Origin of the sequence: Photorhabdus stackebrandtii, assembly GCF_011189495.1 — a bacterium.
In the GTDB taxonomy this organism is placed as follows: Bacteria; Pseudomonadota; Gammaproteobacteria; order Enterobacterales; family Enterobacteriaceae; genus Photorhabdus; species Photorhabdus khanii.
Genome location: NZ_PUJV01000003.1, coordinates 198,622 through 220,459 on the forward strand (window position 1 = coordinate 198,622; position 21,838 = coordinate 220,459).

The following is a 21,838-nucleotide window of genomic DNA, read 5'->3' on the forward strand; positions in this document are numbered from 1 at the left end:
TTATCCCCCAAATAGGCGTTTTAAGAAGCCCTTCTTCTCTTCTTCAATAAAACGGAAAGGACGTTCTTCCCCCAATAAACGCTCAACAGTATCTGTATACGCTTTTCCTGCATCGGATTCCGTATCCAGAATGACGGGTTCCCCTTGGTTGGATGAACGCAGTACCGATTGATCTTCAGGAATAACACCAAGTAAAGGAATGCATAAAATCTCCAGAACATCTTCCATACTGAGCATATCACCACGGCTTACTCGGCCTGGATTATAGCGAGTCAGTAACAGATGCTCTTTAATGGGATCTTCACCGCGTTCAGCACGTCGTGATTTAGAGGCCAGAATGCCCAGAATACGATCTGAATCACGTACAGAAGAGACTTCAGGGTTCGTTGTGATAATCGCTTCATCAGCAAAGTAGAGTGCTATCAACGCACCACTTTCAATCCCTGCCGGGGAATCACAGATAATAAAATCAAAACCTTGTTTATCCAGATCGACTAAAACTTTCTCAACACCTTCAGGAGTGAGCGCGTCTTTATCGCGGGTTTGCGATGCCGGTAAGATGTAAAGGTTTTCGGTACGTTTATCTTTGATTAATGCCTGATTAAGCGAGACGTCACCTTGGATAACGTTCACGAAGTCATAAACTACGCGGCGTTCACATCCCATAATCAGATCGAGGTTACGCAGACCGATATCAAAATCGATGACAACGGTTTTTTTACCTCTTTGGGCAAGGCCGGTAGCAATGGCCGCGCTTGAAGTGGTTTTGCCAACACCACCTTTACCTGATGTAACAACAATAATGCGTGCCATGAAGCGATTCCTTATTAAAAGGGCTAGATTAAAGGTTCAATAGTTAATTCATTATTTACCAGGCTAAGTTTTGCGGCTTTTCCTGCTAATTCAGTCGGGATTTTATCGCCGAGCCAATATTGCCCAGCTATAGAGATGAGCTCAGCGTTTAAATGGGTGCAAAAAACCAAACATTCCTGATCACCAGATGCGCCGGCTAATGCCCGGCCTCGCATCATGCCGTAGATATGAATATTGCCGTCCGCAATCAATTCAGCACCAGCACTAACATTACTGGTGACAATAAGATCACTGCCTTGGGCATAAATTCTTTGTCCTGAGCGAACAGGTAAATTAATTATGCGGGTTTTTTTAACAGTAGGCTCTGTTGGTTTATTTTCCTGTACCGAAGTTTTTTGTTTTTTGCCTTCATTTAGCAATGGTAAGGCGGCTTTTATTACCGCCCTGCGTTGCTGCTCATCACGGCAACCGCTAATTCCAACAACCCGGAATCCTGCTGAATCAATAGCGTGATGCAGTGCTTTCAGATCAGCGCCTGCCGGCAGAGCGGAGATATTAATGACAACAGGCGCATTTTTCAGGAAATCCGGTGCTTGTTCCACTTTTTCCTGTAGGGCCTGTAGAATAATTTCCGGTTGGTCATTGTGTAAATGAACAACTGAAAGCGTAAAATTACTGCCTTTTAGCTCAATTGGCGACTGTGACATCTATCCTGACTCAGATTCAGCAAATTTGAGATCCCCCAGAACAACATCTGGGATACGATATTTCGAAATACAATAAGCATGTTATAATTACTAAATTATTCAAGCAAGTCGTGGCCTTAATTTAAAAGAGTTTATTATAATGATTTGTGTGATCTACAGCAGCCCGAAACGGGAGCAAACATATCTTTATGTTGAAAAAAGAGATAATTTTTCTCGTGTTCCTGAGGAGTTACTAAAAAGTTTTGGTCAGCCTCAATACGCAATGATGATCTCCCTGGCAGACAGAAAGAAACTGGTGGGTGCTGATATAGAAAAAGTAAAAATATCGTTAATTGAACAGGGTTTTTACCTGCAAATCCCACCCCCGGCCGAAAATTTAATGAATGCACATCTGGAACAGATGAAAAAATAAGAAAAATCCGAGGATTTGGTGAGTGGAATTAACCGTTATTGCAGTTTTATTAACCACTGCAATATTAACGGGCGTGGTGTTTTTTTCCCATTGATGTTGAGTTATGGCTGATAGGGTAGTGCAATAAATGCTATAATCAGGGGTATGCCTGATAAACCAGAGTAAGGAATGAGTATGTATCAGCATAGAGATTGGCAGGGCGCATTACTGGATCTTCCCGTCAATAAAGTTGTTTGCGTTGGCAGTAATTACGCTAAACATATTAAAGAAATGGGTTCTCAGCCAGCGGAAGAACCCATTGTTTTTATTAAACCGGAAACTGCATTGTGTGATATACATCAGCCGATTGCGATTCCAAAAGATTTGGGTGCTGTTCATCACGAAGTTGAACTGGCTGTGTTGATTGGTACACAGCTGAAACAAGCAAATCAAGAGCGTGTTGGCATTGCGATCGCCGGTTTTGCTGTTGCATTGGATCTTACTTTGCGTGATTTACAGTCCAAATTCAAGAAAGCAGGTCAGCCGTGGGAAAAAAGTAAGGCGTTTGATGGTTCTTGTCCGATATCTGGGTTCATTCGGATGAGCAGTTTTGGTGATCCACAAAATACCCGGCTCTCATTGACGGTCAATGATGAATTACGGCAGAACGGTGATACCAATGACATGTTGACACCCATCATTCCTCTGATCAGCCATATGTCTCACTTTTTCACTTTGCGGCCGGGAGATGTGATTCTTACCGGGACACCGGAAGGTATTGGAGTTCTGGAATCCGGTGATGTGTTAAAGATCACTTTGAATGATAATGCGCTCACTACAAGAGTGATTTGAATATAAGGAATAGCAGAAGTTATGTCTCAACCTTTCTGGCAGGTAAAAACCCTGGATCAGATGACAGATGAAGAATGGGAATCGCTATGTGATGGTTGTGGGCAATGCTGTCTACATAAATTAATGGATGATGATACCGATGAAATTTATTTTACTAACGTTGCCTGTAATCAACTTAATATAAAAACTTGTCAATGCAAAAATTACGAAGATCGTTTCAGATACGAACCGGATTGTATCAAACTGACTCGCTACAATTTGCCAACGTTTGAATGGTTGCCAATGACTTGTGCATATCGTTTGCTTGCGGAGGGGAAGGCATTGTTACCTTGGCACCCACTCATTAGAGGCTCCAAAACAGCAATGCATAGCGAAAGAATCTCTGTCAGGCATATCGCTGTACGGGAAATTGATGTTGTGGAATGGGAAGACCATATTATTAATAAACCTGAATAATGATTTAACTAACTGTAATTTAACAAATTATTTTTCTATTATTCTTATTGTGTCTTCTCCCAAATGGGATCTGGCCTTAAAACTAAGTTATCCAATACATCTATTCACTAAAAATGAACTAAAGGTTGATTGTATATAATTGCATCTATACTATTACCTAGAGGTAATTAAACCTGTGGTTTATTAGAGGAAGCATAAAATATGCCAAGATATTCGGAAAACATAGAAAAAATTGCCAATGATTTCAGCCAACTGAACGAGCCAGAGCTCAATCGTACCCTGTATGATGTTTTTGATTCCTCTGGTACTGATATTGTGAATGATGTGGAAGAACTCATTCTTCCACCAGGCTACCGATTGGTTAGGGTTGATAGCAGATTAGATTTGGATATAGATGAGCCTCATTTTGAATTGGCGTTACTCAGTGATGACGCTAAGGAAGTTGTTTATTACAACAAAGTTATTGTGATGAATGACTTGGTGCTTAACTGTCGTCCTGCATCTCAGACGCTTGTGTGGAGAACGAAGAAACCAAAACATAAAGCGGCGTTAAGTGATTTGGCAGCTAAAATCTTTTTCCATTATCTGATCAGAACACATGATGTCGCTGCCTCAAACGTCAATCAAATAATAGACGATATCTCTTTTTGGCAAGCTCGAATGTATGAAGCATTACAGTTTGGGCTTTATGTTTACGGTTATGATGTTATGACCTGCGAATTAAGAAATATCTTAACTGAGGATGATGTTGGTAAAGAGCAGAGTTGGTTGTGGGGCGATGCAGAATATTATATGGATAGGTTAGCCATTATTTCCAAGATTAAGCTTCCTAATAAATAGTGAATTAATAGAAAACAATTCTAATTTCTTATGGATTTTGCCACGCACGCCGCTTAGTTGCGGCTTTTTTTATTAAATTGATGAGAGACCGCTGTAAAACAGCTTAGGTGACGAGGTTAATCCAACATAGATTTATTGTTGAGATATTTATATCTGGAGGTGCCGGAAAGCGCTTTCCGGCACTTGAAACTAACTTACTTTCTGATTACTGAACATAATCTTTCAGCTTATAAACCAGCTTATTACCATGGTTGGACAGGATCAGCTTTTGATCTTTCAGCGTGATTTTGACGCCATCTTCTAATACCTTACCAATCAAATGATCCCATCTGTTCAACTTATCATCAGCGCAAAGCATTTGAGTGCTGGCCAGGTTTTTAACTGTCAGTACACCATTTTTCAGCTTACCCTGACCCATAAAGTTATTACACATGGAACCAGAGATATGCATTTTTTCACCGAATTCAATGGATGGTACGCGACCATCTTGATTTTTCGCGTCTTCGCCATTAACACTCACCAGAACAAATCTGTGATGCTGTAAATCATCAATTGATACATTTTCTACTGCTGAGGCTTGGAATGTGGCTAACAATAAAGTTGCTGTTGCCAAAGGTAGTATTTTTTTCATATTTATCTCCTAATATATTATTTTAAGGGTATTTACTAACAATATTCGGGCAATCTTTCCCGTTGATTAACTGCTGAATATTTCTCAGCGTGGTTTCACTGATACTGGTCAAGGCTTCTTCTGTCAGAAATGCCTGATGGCCGGTAAACAGCACGTTATGACATGAAGACAAGCGACGAAAAATATCATCCTGAATCACGTCATTAGATTTGTCTTCAAAGAAGAGGTCGCGTTCATTTTCATAAACGTCCATACCCAAAGCGCCAATCTTTTGCTGCTTTAATGCGTTAATAGCGGCTACGGAATCAATCAGAGCGCCGCGGCTGGTATTGACGATCATGACGCCGTTTTTCATTTTGCTAAAAGCAAGTTCATTCAGCAGATGATAGTTTTCTGATGTCAGCGGACAATGAAGAGATATCACATCGGATTGCGCATATAGTGTATCCAGATCGACATATTCAGCACCGAGATCCAAGACAGCTTGATTTGGGTATGGATCACAGGCTAACAGGCGCATGCCAAACCCTTTAAGGATACGTAGTGTTGCAATACCAATCTTGCCTGTTCCAATAACTCCCGCTGTACGGTTGTGCATATTGAAACCAATTAGGCCATCAAGAGAGAAATTGGCGTCACGGGTGCGTTGATAAGCCCGGTGAATACGGCGGTTTAAACACAGGATTAATCCAATGGTATGTTCAGCAACTGCCTCAGGAGAGTAGGCCGGAACCCGTACAACCTGAATGTCCAATTCTTTAGCTGCGTCCAAATCGACATTATTAAAACCTGCACAACGCAGTGCGAGGATTTTTATATTCATTCCAGCCAATTCTTCAAGTACTTCACGATCAGCATTATCGTTAACGAAAATACAAACAGCATCTGCACCGATAGCATTTTTGGCAGTTTTTGAACTGAGAGGAAAATCGAAAAACTCAAAATCATAATCAAACCCGAGCTTTTGATTAACCAGCTCCAGATGTTTATAGTCATACTGTTTGGTACTGTAAACGACTAATTTCATGGAATTATCTCCGTCATAATTTAAGTAGCTAATAAATTGTTTAGGACTTAAATTATTGCTGACGTAAAGGATTAAATAAACCGATAAATTAAGTAACGCTATAAGGGTATTGCTTGTTGTTTTCCTACATGTTCAACAAAATTTACTTAATAATCAATGTCTTAGTTTGAGATGTGTCTACTAAATTATGGAATAACAATAGAAGTAACCGATCTAAGGCTTAATAAGGAGAGGCAATAATTTGATAATCAAAAGAGGCATTGTACTGATGCCATTGGTGGTGCTGATGCTGACGGTATGGTTTTCTATTCCCCATTGGTTATTCAAGGTTTCTGGTTACCTCAGGGAAATGGTTGAAGAAATAAAAGCGCACCGGGAGGTGCGCAAAATACAGCAATATAATATATAGGTAATGTATGAATAGAGTGTAATTATCAGGCAGTCATTTTTTCCAGAACTTCACGGGCAGTTTGTTGTGCTTGATTTGCGGCGTCAGGGCTTAATCCTACACCTTCAACAAACACAAATTCTACATCAGTAAGACCAATGAATCCGAGGAACAGGCGCAAATAAGGCACTAACAGATCACTGGGCCCATCTTTATGAATTCCTCCGCGGCTAGTTAGGATAATTGCGCGTTTGTTTTTTACCAGACCTTCAGGGCCATTCTCAGTATAACGGAAGGTGACGCCAGCACGGGCTATCAGATCAAAATAGTTTTTCAGTTGGGTTGGAATGTGAAAATTGTACATAGGTGCGGTCATAACAATGATGTCATGATCCTGCAATTCCGCAATAAGTTCATCAGATAACGCCAATACCTCTTTCTGACGGGCGGTCATTTCATTATCTCTTGGACGTAATGCATGAACCAGTTCGTTATCCAGAACAGGAATAGGTTGTGCAGCCAGATCACGTATTGTGATACTGTCGTCAGCATGGTTAGCTTGCCATTTTTCAATAAAGAAATCTGCCATTTGGTTAGTGTGTGAATGCTGCGCCATAATGCTGGATTTCAGAACCAGAACTTTACTCATTTTTATTCCTTAAATTAACTTTTGTTCGTTCACTTGTTAATCACGATACAGTTATTCTATGAGTTATTATCTTCTGGCAATAGATCAATATTTAGAGATTAGAGTTCAAATTTATTGAATAACATTTATTCGTACTGATTACGGCAGAAGGAATAGTCGTTGAAATTATTGCCAATAAATAGGATATGCTACTATGTCATCAGCAAAAACTGGCTAATCAGCAAAGTAATAAGTCACTAAGGACTAAGATAAGGTGAAAGAGTCTCAGAAAATCATTAATCGTCAGGCCGTTTGTCCAACAATCAAATATCCAGAAAACCTGCCTGTCAGCCAGAAGAAAAATGATATCTACAAAGCCATTCGTGATCATCAGGTTGTGATTATTGCCGGCGAAACCGGTTCGGGTAAAACAACGCAGATCCCGAAAATTTGCCTCGAACTGGGCAGGGGAATAAAAGGATTGATTGGTCATACCCAACCTCGTCGGTTGGCTGCTCGCGCGGTTGCCAATCGTCTGGCGGAAGAGTTGGAAACCTCAGTGGGCTCAGCTGTAGGTTATAGAGTCCGTTTCAGTGATCATGTCAGTGATAGCACGCTGGTTAAGCTGATGACAGATGGTATTTTGCTGGCGGAACTGCAAAATGACAGGCTGCTTAAACAATATGACACGCTCATTATTGATGAAGCGCATGAACGTAGTCTGAATATTGATTTTATTCTGGGCTACTTGCGTCAGCTATTGCCAAAACGTCCTGATTTGAAAGTGATCATCACTTCAGCGACTATCGATCCTGAACGTTTTTCCCGTCATTTTCATCATGCACCTATTATTGAAGTTTCAGGCCGAACTTATCCGGTAGAGGTGCGTTATCGGCCTGTAATAGCTGAAGACAGTGATGGAGAGCGGGATCAGCTTGAAGCCATCATTGATGCTGTTGATGAACTGGGCCGTGAAGGGCCTGGGGATATCTTGGTCTTTATGAGTGGTGAGCGGGAAATTCGTGATACAGCTGATGCTTTGAATAAATTAAATTTGCGTCATACCGAAGTATTGCCGTTGTTTGCACGTCTTTCTAACAGTGATCAGAACCGGATTTTCCAATCGCATGCCGGTCGCAGAATTGTGCTGGCCACTAACGTGGCAGAAACGTCTTTGACTGTACCGGGAATTAAATATGTGATTGATACCGGATATGCACGTATCAGTCGTTACAGTTATCGGACGAAAGTCCAGCGATTACCGATTGAGCCAATATCCCAGGCATCGGCAAATCAGCGGAAAGGACGTTGTGGGCGTGTATCTGACGGAATTTGTATTCGCCTGTATTCGGAAGATGATTTCCTTTCACGGTCAGAGTTTACTGATCCAGAAATTCTGCGGACTAACCTGGCATCGGTTATTCTGCAAATGACATCAATTGGTCTTGGGGATATTGGCGCATTTCCATTTGTGCAACCGCCTGATAAACGTAATATTCAGGATGGTGTCCGGCTTCTGGAAGAACTTGGGGCGATTGACCAGCACGCAACGGTGAAGGGTAATTACCGTCTGACATTAATAGGGCAGCAACTTGCTCAACTTCCGGTTGATCCCAGGTTGGCGCGTATGGTGCTGGAAGCTCGTCATCACGGTTGTGTGCGTGAAGTGATGGTAATTACTTCTGCGCTATCTATTCAGGATCCAAGAGAGAGGCCACTGGAGAAACAACAGGCTTCTGATGAGAAACATCGTCGGTTTGCCGACAAAGATTCCGACTTTATTGCATTCCTGAAATTATGGGATTTTCTGAAAGAGCAGCAAAAGGAACTTTCTTCTTCACAATTCCGCAAGCTTTGCCGTCAGGATTATCTTAACTATCTGAGAGTCAGAGAATGGCAGGACATATATACCCAGTTACGACAAGTTGTAAAAGAAGTCGGCCTGCCGGTAAATAGTCAGGATGCAGATTATCGTAGTATTCATGTTTCGCTGCTCTCTGGGCTGTTATCGCATATTGGCCAAAAAGATACAGATAAACAGGAATATACCGGTGCACGCAATGCACGTTTTTCTATTTTTCCTGGCTCCGGCTTATTCAAAAAGCCACCTAAATGGGCAATGGTTGCGGAACTGGTTGAAACCAATCGTTTGTGGGGGCGTATTGCTGCGCGGATAGAACCTGAGTGGGTTGAACCATTGGCCGCACATCTGGTGAAGCACCATTATAGCGAACCGCATTGGCAAAAATCGCAGGGTGCGACAATGGTTAAGGAGAAAGTCACTTTATATGGACTGCCAATTGTGGCGAGTCGTTTGATTAATTACAGTAAAATTGATCCAATGCTTTGCCGTGAATTGTTTATCCGCCATGCGCTGGTAGAAGGTGACTGGCAAACCCGGCATGCATTTTTCCGGGCGAATCTGAAATTACGCGAGGAAATTGAGGAGCTGGAACATAAATCTCGCCGTCGTGACATTCTGGTGGATGATGAAATCCTGTTCAGTTTCTATGATCAACGTATACCTCAGAGTGTGGTTTCTACGGGTCATTTCGATCGCTGGTGGTTGAAGACGAATAGAGCGCAACCGGACCTGCTCAACTTTGAAAAAAATATGTTGATCAAAGGTGATGCGGATAAAATCAGCGCGTTGGATTACCCTAATTATTGGCATCAAGATGCACTGAAATTACGGCTTAGTTATCAGTTTGAGCCGGGCACAGAAGCCGATGGTGTGACGGTGCATATTCCATTGCCGGTGCTGAATCAGGTTAAAGATGCAGGATTTGATTGGCAGATCCCAGGTATTCGCTATGATCTTGTCGTCGCTCTAATTAAATCATTGCCGAAACCGGTGCGTCGTAATTTTGTGCCGGCACCAAACTATGCTCAGGCATTTATGGAACGGGTACCCCAACCTCAATCCACTTTGTTGGATAGTCTTGAGAGAGAATTACGGCGTATGACAGGGGTGACAGTGTCACGTGATGATTGGCAGTTAGAACAAGTGCCCGATCACCTCAAAATGACATTCCGGGTGGCAGGAGAGAAGAACCGGACTATCGCTGAAGGCAAAGATTTAGCTGCGCTGAAAGTACGATTGAAAGAGAAAGTTCAGGAGACACTTTCAGCTGTTGCCGATGATGGTATTGAACAGAGTGGGCTGCATATTTGGAGTTTCGGTGAATTACCGGAACGATATGAGCAAAAACGTGGCGGTTACTCCGTTAAAGCATATCCAGCGCTGGTGGATGAAAAAGAGAGCATCGGTATCAGATTGTTTGAAACTGAGCTGGAACAACAGACTGCCATGTGGGAAGGCACCCGTCGTCTATTATTGCTAAATATTCCTTCGCCCATTAAATACTTACATGAGAAATTGCCGAACAAATCCAAATTGGGGCTCTACTTTAATCCTTATGGCAAGGTATTGGACTTAATTGACGATTGTATCTCTTGTGGTATTGATAAATTGATCGCGGGGAACGGTGGACCGGCGTGGAATGAACCGGCTTTTATTCACCTACAGGATAAAGTTCGGGCTGAGTTGAATGATACTGTTGTGGAAATTGCCAGGCAGGTAGAACAGATACTCACCACTGTTTTTGCTATTAATAAGCGTCTTAAGGGGAGGGTTGATATTTCACTGGCCCTGGCGTTATCTGATATTAAAGCGCAGCTTTCTGGTTTGGTTTTCAGAGGATTTGTCACCGCTAATAGCTGGAAGCGCTTGCCGGATGTTTTGCGTTATCTGCATGGTATTGACCGCCGTCTCGAAAAATTGGCGATAGACCCACACAGGGATCGGACGCAAATGGGGCGTGTCGAGAATGTTCAGCAGCAGTGGCAGCAATGGATGGCGAAATTATCACTGCAACAGAAGCAGTTACCTGAGGTGCAAGAGATTCGTTGGATGATAGAAGAATTAAGGATCAGCTTGTTCGCCCAACAACTGGGTACGCCATATCCGGTCTCTGATAAACGTATTTTGCAGAATATGGAACAAATAGTTTCTTAATAGTGCAAGGCCACCTCTTTTAGCGGTGGCTTTTTACTAAGACGTATGACCTGGTTGGCAGGTACCTTCCGTATAATAGCCGTGGGCGATGCGGTTACGCATGCCGAGCATGCTGCGCCACGGCACTTCGGGGTGCGCTTGCGTGAATTCTGTATAGCCGTCCATTACTTTCGTGGCTGCTTCACCGATGATAATGAAGCTCATGATAACGGCTTGTTGGGTACACTTATCTTCAAGAAAATCGACTTTACTCAAACCATCCACGAAGTTGCACGCATCGGTTGCAGCTTGCCGCATATGTTCGAGGTAGTCGGGGAGGCGGTTCTCGCTCATACCGGCTGTGCCTCTGCAAGCACTTTAGCCCGGAATTTCGGTGGCAAGTCGGCAGGGGTTAACAGATCGACGTGTACGCCGAGCAGCGATTCTAGTTCGACTTGCAGACCACCTAAGTCGAACAGTGTTGTACCGGGCAACGCATCGACTAACAGATCGAGGTCACTACCATCTTGGTCGGTGCCATGGAGCACTGAGCCAAAGATGCGCGGGTTTGCTGTGCGAAAGCGACTAGTAGCTTCTCGCACAGCATTTCGTTTGAGCTCAAGAATAACGGATGGTTTCATGGGTACCTTTCCTTAATCGAAGTTCAACTCGTTGTAAAGAATACCTTTCTGGACATACCATTTCAAGAATGATATTCGTAAATTCTAATATTTTGATTTCCCGTATCGTACAAAAGTGCAGGATAGATTTATCTAAAATCTATATATTAAGAAATTTATTTTTAAATCTAACAAACGGTTTTAAAAGCATAATTTTATAATAAAAAGAAATTTTTTATAAATTAATTGATAAAATAAATAACTTAAGAATGGATAGTGGTTACAAAAAGGATAAGGTAAAAATAATATGGTTGAAGAAAAAATCATTTTAAGAAACCCCTTACAACTGATCTGGTAGACGCCGCCCGTAGCCTGAATATGAACTTATCGGCTACGCTGGATGAACTAATTCCCAAGATAGAAATAAAATAATTAAACAATAACACATCAGCTAAAAAATAAAATTTCTATAGCTGATGCAGGTTAATTTATCACTGATAAGTTAATGTCATTGTTGCAGTTGCATTTGCTTGACCGGGGGTAATATTGCGGTCTGTCTGGAAATAGCGGGCGCGTAAAGGAATAGAATACTTCCCGCCTGAATAGCTGTTGCCGATATTAATTTGTGAGTGAATAATTACCGGTTGGTTATTATAAAGGATTTGTATACCAACACCGGAAGCCGTTGTGCGATTATAATTCTGATCAAGTGCCCATACATGATTTAAACTATTTTTTGCTTTCTTGCCATCAAGCATTAATTGAATCTGCACATTATCATCACAATCTAAAATAACCTCAAAATCTTTTCCTCCTGCGGTACTATTAATACCGGAAAAATCGCTTTTTTTGATATCACCCATAGGAACAGTAATATTGGTATCTTTCAGTGAACAGCTTTTGGTAATAATCCGGGTATTGCCTAAACGATAGGTATGAACGATACGATCATTTACCCGTGCCTGAATTAATTGATCATTTTTGATAAAACCGGAACCTGTTGTCGGTGCTATTTTTATCAACTGAATAGTCAAATAACCCCATGTATTACCGCAATACCAATGACCTGAATGGTCACAACTAACAGGGTCATTGGTAATACGAGGTAACCAGTCCAAACCATAGCCAGGACCCCAGGTATTTATTCTGATACCGACACCGGGAACACCGGATTCGTAAATAGCATCCTTATTGTAATCTGCACTTTTATAAGCTGTATATCCCCATGATGTATTTATTCTTGTATTGCAATAGAAAACATTGCCTTTATTGTCTAATTCATCTGCACGATATTCGTGAATAGTTGTGCCAATAGGTTTATCTCTTGGAACATACAAGGTTCCAAAAGATAGATTAGTGATTTCTGGTTTAAATCCTTTATCAAATTGGCAATTAGCAGCAGAACTATAAGGGATAATTTCCTGACCAGAAAATAAAATGAGGGCAACTAAAAAATATTTAAACCTATTATAAGTACTGAGCATAGTGTTTTCCTAAAAATCGTTATTTGCAGTGTGCTTCTATTGTATAAATGCCAGATAAAGGTTTTTTTTCTGGCAGTGTATAATGAGCTACGCATTCCTGGATATCCTTGTAACCCCATTTAACCAGTAACTGTCCGCGATCGGGTAAACCAGTGAGATAAACTTGTCCTTGATGGCTGACCATTGCACTATTTTCTTCATCAATCTCATCTTGTTTTTCTACCGTGACAATAGCACCAAAAGGAATCGGATTTTCTTGATAGTAAAGATTTATCAGTACCCTGTGGCCTATTCGGGTTTTGAAATTGGCCAGGACTAAGGCCCCTTGAGTGGGAATTACTGTTTGGGCATTTGTTTCAATATCGACATTATCGGCTAATGAGTGAGTATCTAGCGCAATTCGGTTTTTCCGATAGCTGCTGACATAGGGAATAACAGCATAACCATTCCGGTCGGTAGTAACACCTACATTATTCTGGATCTTTATTCCTTGTGCACCATCAGCCCGGACTAATGCCTGTGTATCTCCTAAATGTTGTGAAAGAGTAATGCCATATGGGTGAGCAACAATTCCTCCTTGAAGGCCATAATTCAGCTGGCGGGAATGATTATCATAGCTATAGCCGGCATTAAATTGACCATAAGATCCTTTATATTCTGTGTGTATATGGCCGCCAGCCCTGGTACCGTGATTAGCATAACTTTGTTGTAAACTATAAATTAAATTATTATCTTCCAGTGCCGTACCACTTAGACCCACCTGGTGGGAAATATCCTTGTTTTTATTCGTATTCAAATTGTAACTGGCCCAGCTATTTTTTAGCCAGCGAGCTAATGGAACTTGTATGCTGAATGAAAAAAGTTGTTCATTTTTATTCGTATTGGGAAGTTGGTTATAGGTATAATTTAAACTGTAATTAATATTATTATAATTGATGCTATAGCCTGCGTTGATATTACGTTCATAACCATGTTGCTGCCAGTAATTTTGTTGAAAAGCGGATAAATATAAACTACCAAAATCTCCAATGGATTGATTAATATGCAATTGCAATTTGCTTCTTTTATTGGTGTGATAACGCCAGTCACTTTTATTGGCGTTATCTATATCATTGGCTTCTTTAAAGTCATAAAAGCCACGTGTTGAATAGCGATAACCTGCCAGAGTAAAATTGGTTCCTGTTAATGAAAGATCTTTTGCATATTGAAAGCGGTAAGATTGTCCTTTGGTACTTATATTGGATAGCAAATCGGTATTCGCATGTGTTATATCAAAAGAGAGAGAACCAAATATACCAAAATTATAACCTGATCCTAAGGCAACCGATTGATAATCTTTTGAAAAAATAGTCCCTCCGTAGGTGGTGATATTATTGGAAAGGCCGTAGATTAGCGCCCCTTGGGCAAAATTTGGTTCTCGCCCACGATTATTTGATGATTGGTATTGGCCCAGAGTGGCTGAATATTGAATGCCTCCTTCCCGTAACATGATAGGTATTGTGGAAAAAGATTGGGTAGATCGATATTCCTGACCGTTGGCTTCTTTAATAATAACTTCTAGGTTCCCACTTGTTGTGGTTGGAAAAAGGTCATTAATGACAAACGGACCGGGTGAAACATAAGTTTGATAAATGATATAGCCGCTTTGTCTGATTGTGACTTGTGCATTACTTTGAGCAATTCCCCGGATAGTAGGGGCAAAACCTTTTAAGCTGTCTGGTAACATATTATCGTCAGAAGCTAATTGTAAGCCACGAAATTGGACGCCATCAAAAATATAGGAAGATGTAAAGCTGTCACCCAGCGTTAATTGTCCTTTTAGTGAATGAATGTCCCGTTGTAAATAGGTATTAATACTTTTCCAACTCTTATCGCGGCTGGTATAGGTGGAATAATTGCGCAGACGCCATGCTTGCCAATTAGCGCCTGTTCGAAGATTCAGATAGTTGGTTTGTGTAGAACCAGACGGATTATTTTGCCAGGTGTTTGAACCGCTATAATTATAGTTAATCAATAATGAAGTTAGTCCTTGCTGCCATAATTCAGGTGAAACATAACCTCTTGCCTGATTATTTAACGCTGCTTGTGGAATACTGATATCTAACCTTTGTTGACCAAAATTAAAGGCAGTACTTGCTGATGGAATATATTGACCTAAATCAGATAGCTCTGTTTCTGGTGGTAAACTGATTAATTCTGAGAATGTATCAATTTTTACCCCCATATCCTGTAATTGCTGAATAGTTAGTTTAGGAAGCAATTTGTTATTTATTATAATAAAGTCTACGTTTCTGGTATCTATTTTATCTTTATTGAGATAAATATCTACCCAATAAATACCAGGGGGGTGGTCATCCTGTGTAAAAATAGAGAGATCAATATCTTCAGGAGAACCAAAATCAGCCCCAGTTTCTAACGCATGAATGTTGAAATAATCTTCAGAATAGGTTTTAGCAGAGTAAAAAAGTACTCCAACTGCCATAAATAACGGTAATAAGAGCCATGAATGTTCAATATCATATGATTTCTTATTGGTTTTATGCTGTGAGTACTTTTCCATAATTAACTTTCTAGCATAGAATAAATTAATGTGATTATTTTGTTAAATGGTTGTTTTTTCTTCGGCAGTTACACCACCAAAATCATTAATAACTTTCCAACTTATTTGTTTTATATTCTTTACAGGAAGAGCCCAGCTCAGTTGACTAAAGGGTTTAATCATTCCCGCAGGTTTTATTTCATGTTGATCTATTTTAAGGTGAGAAAATGAGATAAAGTAGGGAGTAGGATTTTCTGCAATCAATAAATTATTTTCCGTTCTGAATTTGATCTCTTTGTATGCGGTACTTGATTTTTCTGCCAAACTTATGGGACGGTAAAACAATTTAAATTTTGACTTAACTGTAATCTGTAATTGATTTTGATCTGATTTCACCGAGGTAGGAATAGATTTTATATTCAACCAAAAAAGTGACTCTTGATCTTCAGGCAGATTACCCTCTGTTTTTACAATCCGCAGAATATTTTCTTGGCCTGCTGCGAGTTTAAATATCGGGGGAGTAACGATAAAAGGGGTTTTCATATTATCGTTTTCATCTTGGATCCAAGACTGTATCAGATAGGGTGCATCTTTTTCCGGGTTGTTTATAGAAATGGATGCTTCCTTTTTATCACTCATGTAAATAACGCGGGTTCCACCAATAACGACACCTGCGATAGCAAAATTTATGCTGACAATATATAGAAATATTATAGTTAATAGGCGTTGGAACTGCACAGTGACCTCTCAGTTTTATCGTATTTTTATACGTTATTCTATGGGATTTTTGGGCATCCATGCCGCATAGCAACAAAACATAAAGCAGTTTTGTTCTAAGTTTGTCCTATCTTAGTTATAAACAACAGTAAAGTTAGCGACTGCATCCCCAGATCCTGGGCTAATTGCTTGAGCTGTAGCAATGTACTTTGCAATAAATTTTAATTCTGCGGTTTTTTGATCAGTAAAAGTCTGGAGTTTAGATGCTTTTGCCAAAGGAATCAGGGTTGAATTATCTTCTTCATAGATACCAATCGCAACACCATTGGCGACTGCCTGACCTTTATCATTGGATAAAGCCAGAAGGTTGCTATTTTTATTATCTATTTGTCCATCAAATTTAACTTGTGCATGAGTATATTCTGGTGGGCAATCACTCATCTTAATGCTAAAAGGTGTTGGTGCAGCGGTACTATCTACACCACTAAATGCATTTGAGCTAATTGCCCCCATGTTCACGTTTTGATTTGCAGAATCGGTATCGATTTTACAAGCATTAGCGATGATGTTACCTGTAAAATTGATCTTTCCATCTGCCGCATTTGCTACAGAGATAAATACAGAAGATGCAAGTAAGGATAAAATAATCAGTTTAGTGTTCATTGTAAATAGATCCTAACCCTGGCGAGTATTACGGCAGGGAAACAGAAACATTGATTGAACCGAGACTGTATAAATGCCAATACAGTATGTAAGTATCTAAAGCTCTTATCCGATAATCAGAATCATAGGTCAAACGGTGTTTTGTTTGGCGTTTCTTATTTAGGATAAAGTGTGGGTGATAATAGCGATTAATTCGGAAGAATCCAAAGAATGACTCGGTAATATGCTGCATTTAAGATTTTTATCTATAATTAATGACTAGACAGGATTTTTTTTAAAGTTTATTGTAATTTATCATATGGAATAAACTATTATGCTAGCGGATAAGAATATTTATTACTTAATAATTAGTTATAAAATGAATTGTGATTTATATCACAGTTCATATATCACACTGAAAAAGTTATTCTTTTATGAGCTTTGAACGGAAATATATCTCGAACGTATTCTGTTCAATCCAAGAAGGATTCTCGGCATTATCTATTTTCCAATCTAAAAATAACTCACATTTTTGGTGAAATGGATAAAAAATTCGCATCCGGCCACTTTGAATACCTCATTTGTTATACATGTAAGGGAAGTTTTGCGTTAAGGACGCATATTCACGGAATAAAAGCTATACATCTGGCTTTTATTGGTCTATGAATTCTGGATTGGGGGAGTTGTGTCGCCTACTGGCAGACTTTTGTGTCTCAGGGATGCTGTTTTCTGCGGCGTTGCGACAATCTGAAATTAACGGAGGAAAAATGAAACAGTTCGTCTTTGTATCGGGCTTATTGGCCGTCGTACTCGCATTCACGCCGCTCGTTTCGGCCATGGAAGCAGAGCAGAAAACCGTCACTAATGGCGCGGCATCAATCGAATATTCGGTGCGGGGAGAGGGGCCACTGATTGTGATGATCGCCTCAACCGGTCGGGGAACAGCGGAATTCGCGCCGCTTGCGGATCGACTGGCGATGCGTGGCTATCGCGTCGCTCTGCCCGAACCACGCGGAATCTCGGGGTCGACTGGTCCGATGGCGAACGTGACTTTCCACGACTTTGCCGATGATTTTGCGGCGGTAATTGCAGCGGAAGGCAGTAAGGCAATAGTGGTGGGTCATGCTTATGGTCACTGGATAGCCAAGACAATCGCCTCAGATTATCCCGAAATGACGCGTGGCATAGTGCTTTTGGCAGGGGCTGCGAAATCTTGGCCCCCGGAGCTTTCTGATGCAATCACTGTGATCAATGATCCGAAATCCACCCGTGAGGAGCGACTGACGCGGCTTCGGCTGGCCTTCTTCGCGGAAGGTAATGATCCGACGCCTTGGCTTGAGGGTTGGCATTCCGATGTCGTAAAAAGCCAGTCTGCGGCGCGTGAGCTGACTAATCGTAAGGATTGGTGGGCTGGCGGGACAGCGCCGATCCTCGATCTGCAAGCCGGGTCCGACCCGTTCCGACCTGAGGAATCGCGGATGGAGGCAAAGGATGAGTTTGGCAACCGCGTTACTGTCGTTGTGATAGAAGGGGCCAGCCATGCACTGCCGGCGGTGAAACCGATCGAGACAGCGGATGCGATTGCGAATTGGGGCGATAAACTAAATAACTAAAAGAGAATCCAGTCTCTGTCAGAGCATTCGAGCTGTGCTTGTTTTGGCGCGAATTTCCCAGACAGGGACGGTTCCGATTATCGACTTTGGAAAGCATCAAATTAGTTACAACATACTTTGTAAGACAACACCCAAAAAATATGCCAGAACAGTACAAAAATAAAACAAATTGCCATATGAAAACAAAAATGGCTACCACAGAGAGTAATATCCTGAATTCGATGGGATTATTTGATTAATAGCCAGGTTGCAGGGATTGTGGTTATTAGCAACACGGTAATAGCTAATTTTTCAGCCAGGTAAAGATTGTGTTTCTGTGGATTCTGACAGCGAGCATACAGGAAAACAATAACACCCGGTGCATAGAGAACAACAGACAATAACAAATTCATTAAACCGGATGCATAAAGCAGCCATAAGCCATAAAGACAAGCCCCAACAGCAATCAGTAATAATCCCTTGTTGCTACGATCAAAAGCGACCTTCAACAGAAATGCGCCAACGAGGAAATAGGGCAGTAAAATCATCTCTGATGCAATTGCCAGTAATGAATTGTAGCTGCTCCCGCTCAACCAAATCAGAACAAGGGAAAGTTGTACGGCGCCATTAGTCAACCACAATGAGGATGAGGGTGCGTTATTGCAGTTTTGCAGGCCAAAAATTTTCGGGAAAGAGCCGTGTTGGGAAGCGATGAATGGAACTTCCGCCGCCATGATTGTCCAGCTTAGATAAGCGCCGCAAACGGAAATAATTAATCCGGCGGCAATAATGATTTCACCTGCCGAACCAATAAGCCCTACCATCAGGTTTGCCATCGATGGATTGCGTATTTCAGCTAACTCAGGCCGTGGTACTAACCCAAGGGAGAGCAGGGTAACTAATATGTATATTCCTAATGCGGCGACGACGGCCAGCATAGTTGCAATACCAACGTCTTTACGTTTTTTTGCTCTGGCTGAAACTACAACAGCACCTTCGATACCAATGAAAACCCAAAGGGTGATCAGCATCGTGTCTTTTACTTGTTGCCAGACAGGAACACCCAATTCGATACCTGTAAAGTCAAGATCAAAGATATCCATTTTAAACGCGATTGCGGCAAGAATAATAAAAGCACCTAAAGGCAGCAATTTCGCCATTGTTGCCAGTTTGTTGATTCCTGCCGCGGTTTGAACGCCACGGAGTACCAACCAGTGTACTAACCAGAGTAAAACAGATTCTCCCAACAGGGACTGCCAGGTATTGCCGTCACCAAAGATAATGGTACCTTCTTTATCAGTAAAGAAACTCAGGGCGGCAAAAACGATAACCAGATAAGAAACATTGGCAACTACCGCACATAACCAATATCCCCAGGCAGAACAGAAGCCTATTAGTTCACCAAAGCCTTCTTTAGCATAAGTGAAAATGCCTCCATCAAGATCCGGGCGAAGGCGAGAGAGAAATAGCAGGGCGGTAGCCAGAAACAGGATACCGACACCGGTTATTCCCCAACCAATCATTAACGCAGCCGGGCTGGCAATTTCAGCCATATTTTGCGGTAAGCTGAAAACACCCGCGCCGACCATAGAGCTGAGTACCAGAGCAGTAAGAGCTGTAAGACCTAGTTTTTTTTCCAAAGATATGTTCCTAATATGACATAAACTGCATTGTTAGCCAGTTCATTACCCCGATCACAAAAATGAATTGGGCATTGGGTTTTTGTCGCTTCCAAGCTGTATAGAACGGAAAAACAGACTGGTTAAACCTAGAAATAGACGGGGATTCTACGGAGGGTATGGGCTGGATGCAATGGTTTTCTATGCAAGTAACTATAAATTTTATGCACTGTTAGAGTGATGGTTAGGACGTCATGTCATACAATTTATTTTTACAAACTTATATGGGATATTTCTATAATGCTGTTTATTATGTTAAGAGTAACAAATGACGAATATAAAGCATTGTGATGTTATTACTAATTAAGTAATTTTTATTTTAATTTATTCAATCAATCTCAAAGTTTAATGAAAATAATTGTAAAAGGTAAAGCTTTTTCTTCAATATTTACTTTACCATGTAATATTATTATTCGGTAACAATAATTATTTTTTCATATCAGGTTGCTAAGTTAATCTTTTAAATTATAACGTAATGAGAGTCTTATTAAATTGAAGTAACTGAATATTTTTTAATTAATTGATTTTATTTAATTATTTTTAATTTTTTCATTGGTTTTGTTAATTTTAGCTTTAGGTTAATATATTTCTCATCAACTATTTTCACCAGTAACAAATTAATGTTAGTTAATGTGATGTAAAACTATTCTTATATAAAAATAAAAAAATCATGTTGACAACGACCATTTTGATTTATATTGTTTGTGAAAATATTAACCTGTTATTTATTAACTCATTTTCTTGCATGTGTTTTTAATTTTCAGGAATGATTATATGTCTATACACTGAAAAATTTTTGGATGGTTAGGAGATAGTTGTTATTCGAATTATTATCTTTTAGGTGCCGTTGACTGGCTTAGTGTATTAAATATTTATAAAGGTTAGAACATATGAAACGTGTTCTGGTGGTATCGTATTCCCAAAGCGGCCAATTGATTGATGTGGTGAAAAGTTTAATCGCACCTTTGCATGAGTCTGACGAGATATACATTCGTGAAGTGGTTCTGAAACCAATTCCAGAGTATAAATTTCCCTGGTCATTTTCTAAATTTGTTGATGTTTTTCCAGAAACGGTGCAGTTACATTCACCTGAGCTAGCACCTTTAGATCTGGAAGATGAAGAACCTTTCGACTTGGTCATATTAGGCTATCAAGTTTGGTATTTGTCACCCTCTCCTCCGATAATTGCATTTATTAAGAGTAAAGAAGGAAAACGATTACTCAATGGTCGGCCAGTGGTGACGGTTATTGCTTGTCGAGATATGTGGCTAACAGCCCAAGAAACGGTCAAAAAATTATTACATGAAAATGGAGCGTATCTGCGCGATAACGTGGTTTTTATTAATAAAGCAAACTTCTTTGTAACATTGTTTATAACCCCGCTATGGCTAATGACAGGAAAAAAACGTCCATTTACCAGTTTACCATCTGCCGGGATATCAGAAGAAGATGTTCAAGGAGCTAAACGTTTTGGGGATGCGTTGGTAACAGCACTTAAAGCGGATAAAGAGAAAGTTGATGCTCCAATGTTGAAAGGGTTAGGGGCAGTATTTGTTGATAAATCTTTTATTTTCGGTGAACGCACTATACATCGCGGATTTAGATTGTGGTCCGGGTTTATTCTCCGCGTAGGTAAACGGCGGAAATGGGTAAGGGGTTTGCTATTAACCCTGTTTGTAACCTATTTGGTACTGACGGTATTGATTGTTTTACCTATATCGGTAGTTATTCGTCGTTTGCTGTCCGTATTACTGAAAGAGCGTCTTAATGAATTGCAAAAATATTATGAACTACCATCTGGTTCTGCCCGCTATGATAATAAAGGAGATAAATAA

18 protein-coding genes and 3 pseudogenes are annotated in these 21,838 nt (G+C 40.6%); 9 read left to right on the top strand and 12 right to left on the bottom strand.

Going from position 1 to position 21,838, the window contains the following annotated elements; all coding sequences use genetic code 11:
* Together minD and minC are read right to left on the bottom strand one after the other, a co-directional pair.
* On the bottom strand, positions 1 to 813 hold the full coding sequence (minD, locus tag C5470_RS04040; protein ID WP_166286158.1) for a septum site-determining protein MinD: 813 nt from the start codon (positions 811 to 813) through the stop codon (positions 1 to 3).
* A 23-nt stretch (positions 814 to 836) separates the two neighbouring features.
* Positions 837 to 1,520 (bottom strand): septum site-determining protein MinC, encoded by a 684-nt coding sequence (gene minC / locus C5470_RS04045; protein ID WP_036847449.1) that lies wholly within the window; start codon positions 1,518 to 1,520, stop codon positions 837 to 839.
* A 139-nt stretch (positions 1,521 to 1,659) separates the two neighbouring features.
* Between minC and C5470_RS04050 the strand changes: the two genes are divergently transcribed.
* From C5470_RS04050 to C5470_RS04065, 4 genes are all read left to right on the top strand, one after another.
* Positions 1,660 to 1,932, top strand: a complete 273-nt coding sequence (locus tag C5470_RS04050) for a YcgL domain-containing protein (RefSeq protein ID WP_166286160.1) — start codon at positions 1,660 to 1,662, stop codon at positions 1,930 to 1,932.
* A gap of 174 nt (positions 1,933 to 2,106) precedes the next feature.
* The gene (locus C5470_RS04055; RefSeq protein WP_166286162.1) at positions 2,107 to 2,763 is read left to right on the top strand and encodes a fumarylacetoacetate hydrolase family protein; all 657 of its coding nucleotides are present in this window, start codon (positions 2,107 to 2,109) and stop codon (positions 2,761 to 2,763) included.
* A gap of 21 nt (positions 2,764 to 2,784) precedes the next feature.
* The gene (locus tag C5470_RS04060; protein WP_166286164.1) at positions 2,785 to 3,219 is read left to right on the top strand and encodes a YcgN family cysteine cluster protein; all 435 of its coding nucleotides are present in this window, start codon (positions 2,785 to 2,787) and stop codon (positions 3,217 to 3,219) included.
* 201 nt (positions 3,220 to 3,420) lie between these two features.
* Positions 3,421 to 4,059, top strand: a complete 639-nt coding sequence (locus tag C5470_RS04065) for a hypothetical protein (protein WP_166286166.1) — start codon at positions 3,421 to 3,423, stop codon at positions 4,057 to 4,059.
* 205 nt (positions 4,060 to 4,264) lie between these two features.
* On the opposite strand, the gene hslJ is transcribed toward C5470_RS04065, so the two are convergent.
* Entirely contained in the window at positions 4,265 to 4,690 is a 426-nt protein-coding gene (gene hslJ / locus C5470_RS04070; protein WP_166286168.1) for a heat shock protein HslJ, read from the bottom strand.
* Between the two features lie 22 nt (positions 4,691 to 4,712).
* Positions 4,713 to 5,717 carry a 2-hydroxyacid dehydrogenase gene (locus C5470_RS04075; RefSeq protein ID WP_166286170.1) on the bottom strand — a complete coding sequence of 335 codons (1,005 nt, stop codon included), beginning with the start codon at positions 5,715 to 5,717 and terminating at the stop codon, positions 4,713 to 4,715.
* Between the two features lie 241 nt (positions 5,718 to 5,958).
* On the opposite strand from C5470_RS04075, the gene C5470_RS04080 reads away from it, so the two are divergent.
* On the top strand, positions 5,959 to 6,126 hold the full coding sequence (locus C5470_RS04080) for a hypothetical protein (protein WP_166286172.1): 168 nt from the start codon (positions 5,959 to 5,961) through the stop codon (positions 6,124 to 6,126).
* Between the two features lie 25 nt (positions 6,127 to 6,151).
* Here the strand turns inward: C5470_RS04080 and C5470_RS04085 are convergent, their stop codons facing one another.
* Positions 6,152 to 6,754, bottom strand: coding sequence for an FMN-dependent NADH-azoreductase (locus C5470_RS04085; RefSeq protein WP_166286174.1), 603 nt, complete (start codon positions 6,752 to 6,754; stop codon positions 6,152 to 6,154).
* A 265-nt stretch (positions 6,755 to 7,019) separates the two neighbouring features.
* On the opposite strand from C5470_RS04085, the pseudogene hrpA reads away from it, so the two are divergent.
* A pseudogene (hrpA, locus tag C5470_RS04090) lies at positions 7,020 to 10,751 on the top strand (ATP-dependent RNA helicase HrpA); the annotation flags it as partial.
* Between the two features lie 72 nt (positions 10,752 to 10,823).
* On the opposite strand, the pseudogene C5470_RS04095 reads toward hrpA, so the two are convergent.
* Positions 10,824 to 11,084: pseudogene (locus C5470_RS04095) on the bottom strand (HepT-like ribonuclease domain-containing protein); the annotation flags it as partial.
* The gene (locus tag C5470_RS04100) at positions 11,081 to 11,371 is read right to left on the bottom strand and encodes a nucleotidyltransferase family protein (RefSeq protein ID WP_166286180.1); all 291 of its coding nucleotides are present in this window, start codon (positions 11,369 to 11,371) and stop codon (positions 11,081 to 11,083) included. The pseudogene C5470_RS04095 and the gene C5470_RS04100, both read right to left, overlap by 4 nt.
* A gap of 327 nt (positions 11,372 to 11,698) precedes the next feature.
* On the opposite strand from C5470_RS04100, the pseudogene C5470_RS04105 reads away from it, so the two are divergent.
* A pseudogene (locus C5470_RS04105) lies at positions 11,699 to 11,782 on the top strand (hypothetical protein); the annotation flags it as partial.
* A 59-nt stretch (positions 11,783 to 11,841) separates the two neighbouring features.
* Here the strand turns inward: C5470_RS04105 and C5470_RS04110 are convergent.
* The 4 genes from C5470_RS04110 to C5470_RS04125 all read right to left on the bottom strand — a co-directional run bounded on the left by C5470_RS04110 (position 11,842) and on the right by C5470_RS04125 (position 16,753).
* On the bottom strand, positions 11,842 to 12,834 hold the full coding sequence (locus C5470_RS04110) for a fimbrial protein (protein WP_166286182.1): 993 nt from the start codon (positions 12,832 to 12,834) through the stop codon (positions 11,842 to 11,844).
* Between the two features lie 19 nt (positions 12,835 to 12,853).
* Complete coding sequence (locus tag C5470_RS04115; protein ID WP_166286184.1) at positions 12,854 to 15,394, bottom strand: fimbria/pilus outer membrane usher protein; 2,541 nt, start codon at positions 15,392 to 15,394, stop codon at positions 12,854 to 12,856.
* Positions 15,395 to 15,436: 42 nt separating this feature from the next.
* The gene (locus C5470_RS04120; RefSeq protein ID WP_166286186.1) at positions 15,437 to 16,111 is read right to left on the bottom strand and encodes a fimbria/pilus periplasmic chaperone; all 675 of its coding nucleotides are present in this window, start codon (positions 16,109 to 16,111) and stop codon (positions 15,437 to 15,439) included.
* A gap of 111 nt (positions 16,112 to 16,222) precedes the next feature.
* Positions 16,223 to 16,753, bottom strand: a complete 531-nt coding sequence (locus tag C5470_RS04125; RefSeq protein WP_166286188.1) for a fimbrial protein — start codon at positions 16,751 to 16,753, stop codon at positions 16,223 to 16,225.
* 746 nt (positions 16,754 to 17,499) lie between these two features.
* On the opposite strand from C5470_RS04125, the gene C5470_RS04130 reads away from it, so the two are divergent.
* Positions 17,500 to 18,345, top strand: a complete 846-nt coding sequence (locus C5470_RS04130; RefSeq protein ID WP_166286190.1) for an alpha/beta fold hydrolase — start codon at positions 17,500 to 17,502, stop codon at positions 18,343 to 18,345.
* 227 nt (positions 18,346 to 18,572) lie between these two features.
* Here the strand turns inward: C5470_RS04130 and C5470_RS04135 are convergent, their stop codons facing one another.
* Positions 18,573 to 19,964 (bottom strand): amino acid permease, encoded by a 1,392-nt coding sequence (locus tag C5470_RS04135; protein WP_166286192.1) that lies wholly within the window; start codon positions 19,962 to 19,964, stop codon positions 18,573 to 18,575.
* Positions 19,965 to 20,893: 929 nt separating this feature from the next.
* Between C5470_RS04135 and stlC the strand changes: the two genes are divergently transcribed.
* Complete coding sequence (gene stlC / locus C5470_RS04140; RefSeq protein WP_166286194.1) at positions 20,894 to 21,838, top strand: stilbene biosynthesis aromatase StlC; 945 nt, start codon at positions 20,894 to 20,896, stop codon at positions 21,836 to 21,838.

Bases quoted from the DNA above. Each gene is read 5' to 3' on its own strand.
- minD (WP_166286158.1), bottom strand. From the start codon at position 813: ATGGCACGCATTATTGTTGTTACATCAGGTAAAGGTGGTGTTGGCAAA.
- minC (WP_036847449.1), bottom strand. From the start codon at position 1,520: ATGTCACAGTCGCCAATTGAGCTAAAAGGCAGTAATTTTACGCTTTCA.
- C5470_RS04050 (WP_166286160.1), top strand. From the start codon at position 1,660: ATGATTTGTGTGATCTACAGCAGCCCGAAACGGGAGCAAACATATCTT.
- C5470_RS04055 (WP_166286162.1), top strand. From the start codon at position 2,107: ATGTATCAGCATAGAGATTGGCAGGGCGCATTACTGGATCTTCCCGTC.
- C5470_RS04060 (WP_166286164.1), top strand. From the start codon at position 2,785: ATGTCTCAACCTTTCTGGCAGGTAAAAACCCTGGATCAGATGACAGAT.
- C5470_RS04065 (WP_166286166.1), top strand. From the start codon at position 3,421: ATGCCAAGATATTCGGAAAACATAGAAAAAATTGCCAATGATTTCAGC.
- hslJ (WP_166286168.1), bottom strand. From the start codon at position 4,690: ATGAAAAAAATACTACCTTTGGCAACAGCAACTTTATTGTTAGCCACA.
- C5470_RS04075 (WP_166286170.1), bottom strand. From the start codon at position 5,717: ATGAAATTAGTCGTTTACAGTACCAAACAGTATGACTATAAACATCTG.
- C5470_RS04085 (WP_166286174.1), bottom strand. From the start codon at position 6,754: ATGAGTAAAGTTCTGGTTCTGAAATCCAGCATTATGGCGCAGCATTCA.
- C5470_RS04100 (WP_166286180.1), bottom strand. From the start codon at position 11,371: ATGAAACCATCCGTTATTCTTGAGCTCAAACGAAATGCTGTGCGAGAA.
- C5470_RS04110 (WP_166286182.1), bottom strand. From the start codon at position 12,834: ATGCTCAGTACTTATAATAGGTTTAAATATTTTTTAGTTGCCCTCATT.
- C5470_RS04115 (WP_166286184.1), bottom strand. From the start codon at position 15,394: ATGGAAAAGTACTCACAGCATAAAACCAATAAGAAATCATATGATATT.
- C5470_RS04125 (WP_166286188.1), bottom strand. From the start codon at position 16,753: ATGAACACTAAACTGATTATTTTATCCTTACTTGCATCTTCTGTATTT.
- C5470_RS04130 (WP_166286190.1), top strand. From the start codon at position 17,500: ATGAAACAGTTCGTCTTTGTATCGGGCTTATTGGCCGTCGTACTCGCA.
- stlC (WP_166286194.1), top strand. From the start codon at position 20,894: ATGAAACGTGTTCTGGTGGTATCGTATTCCCAAAGCGGCCAATTGATT.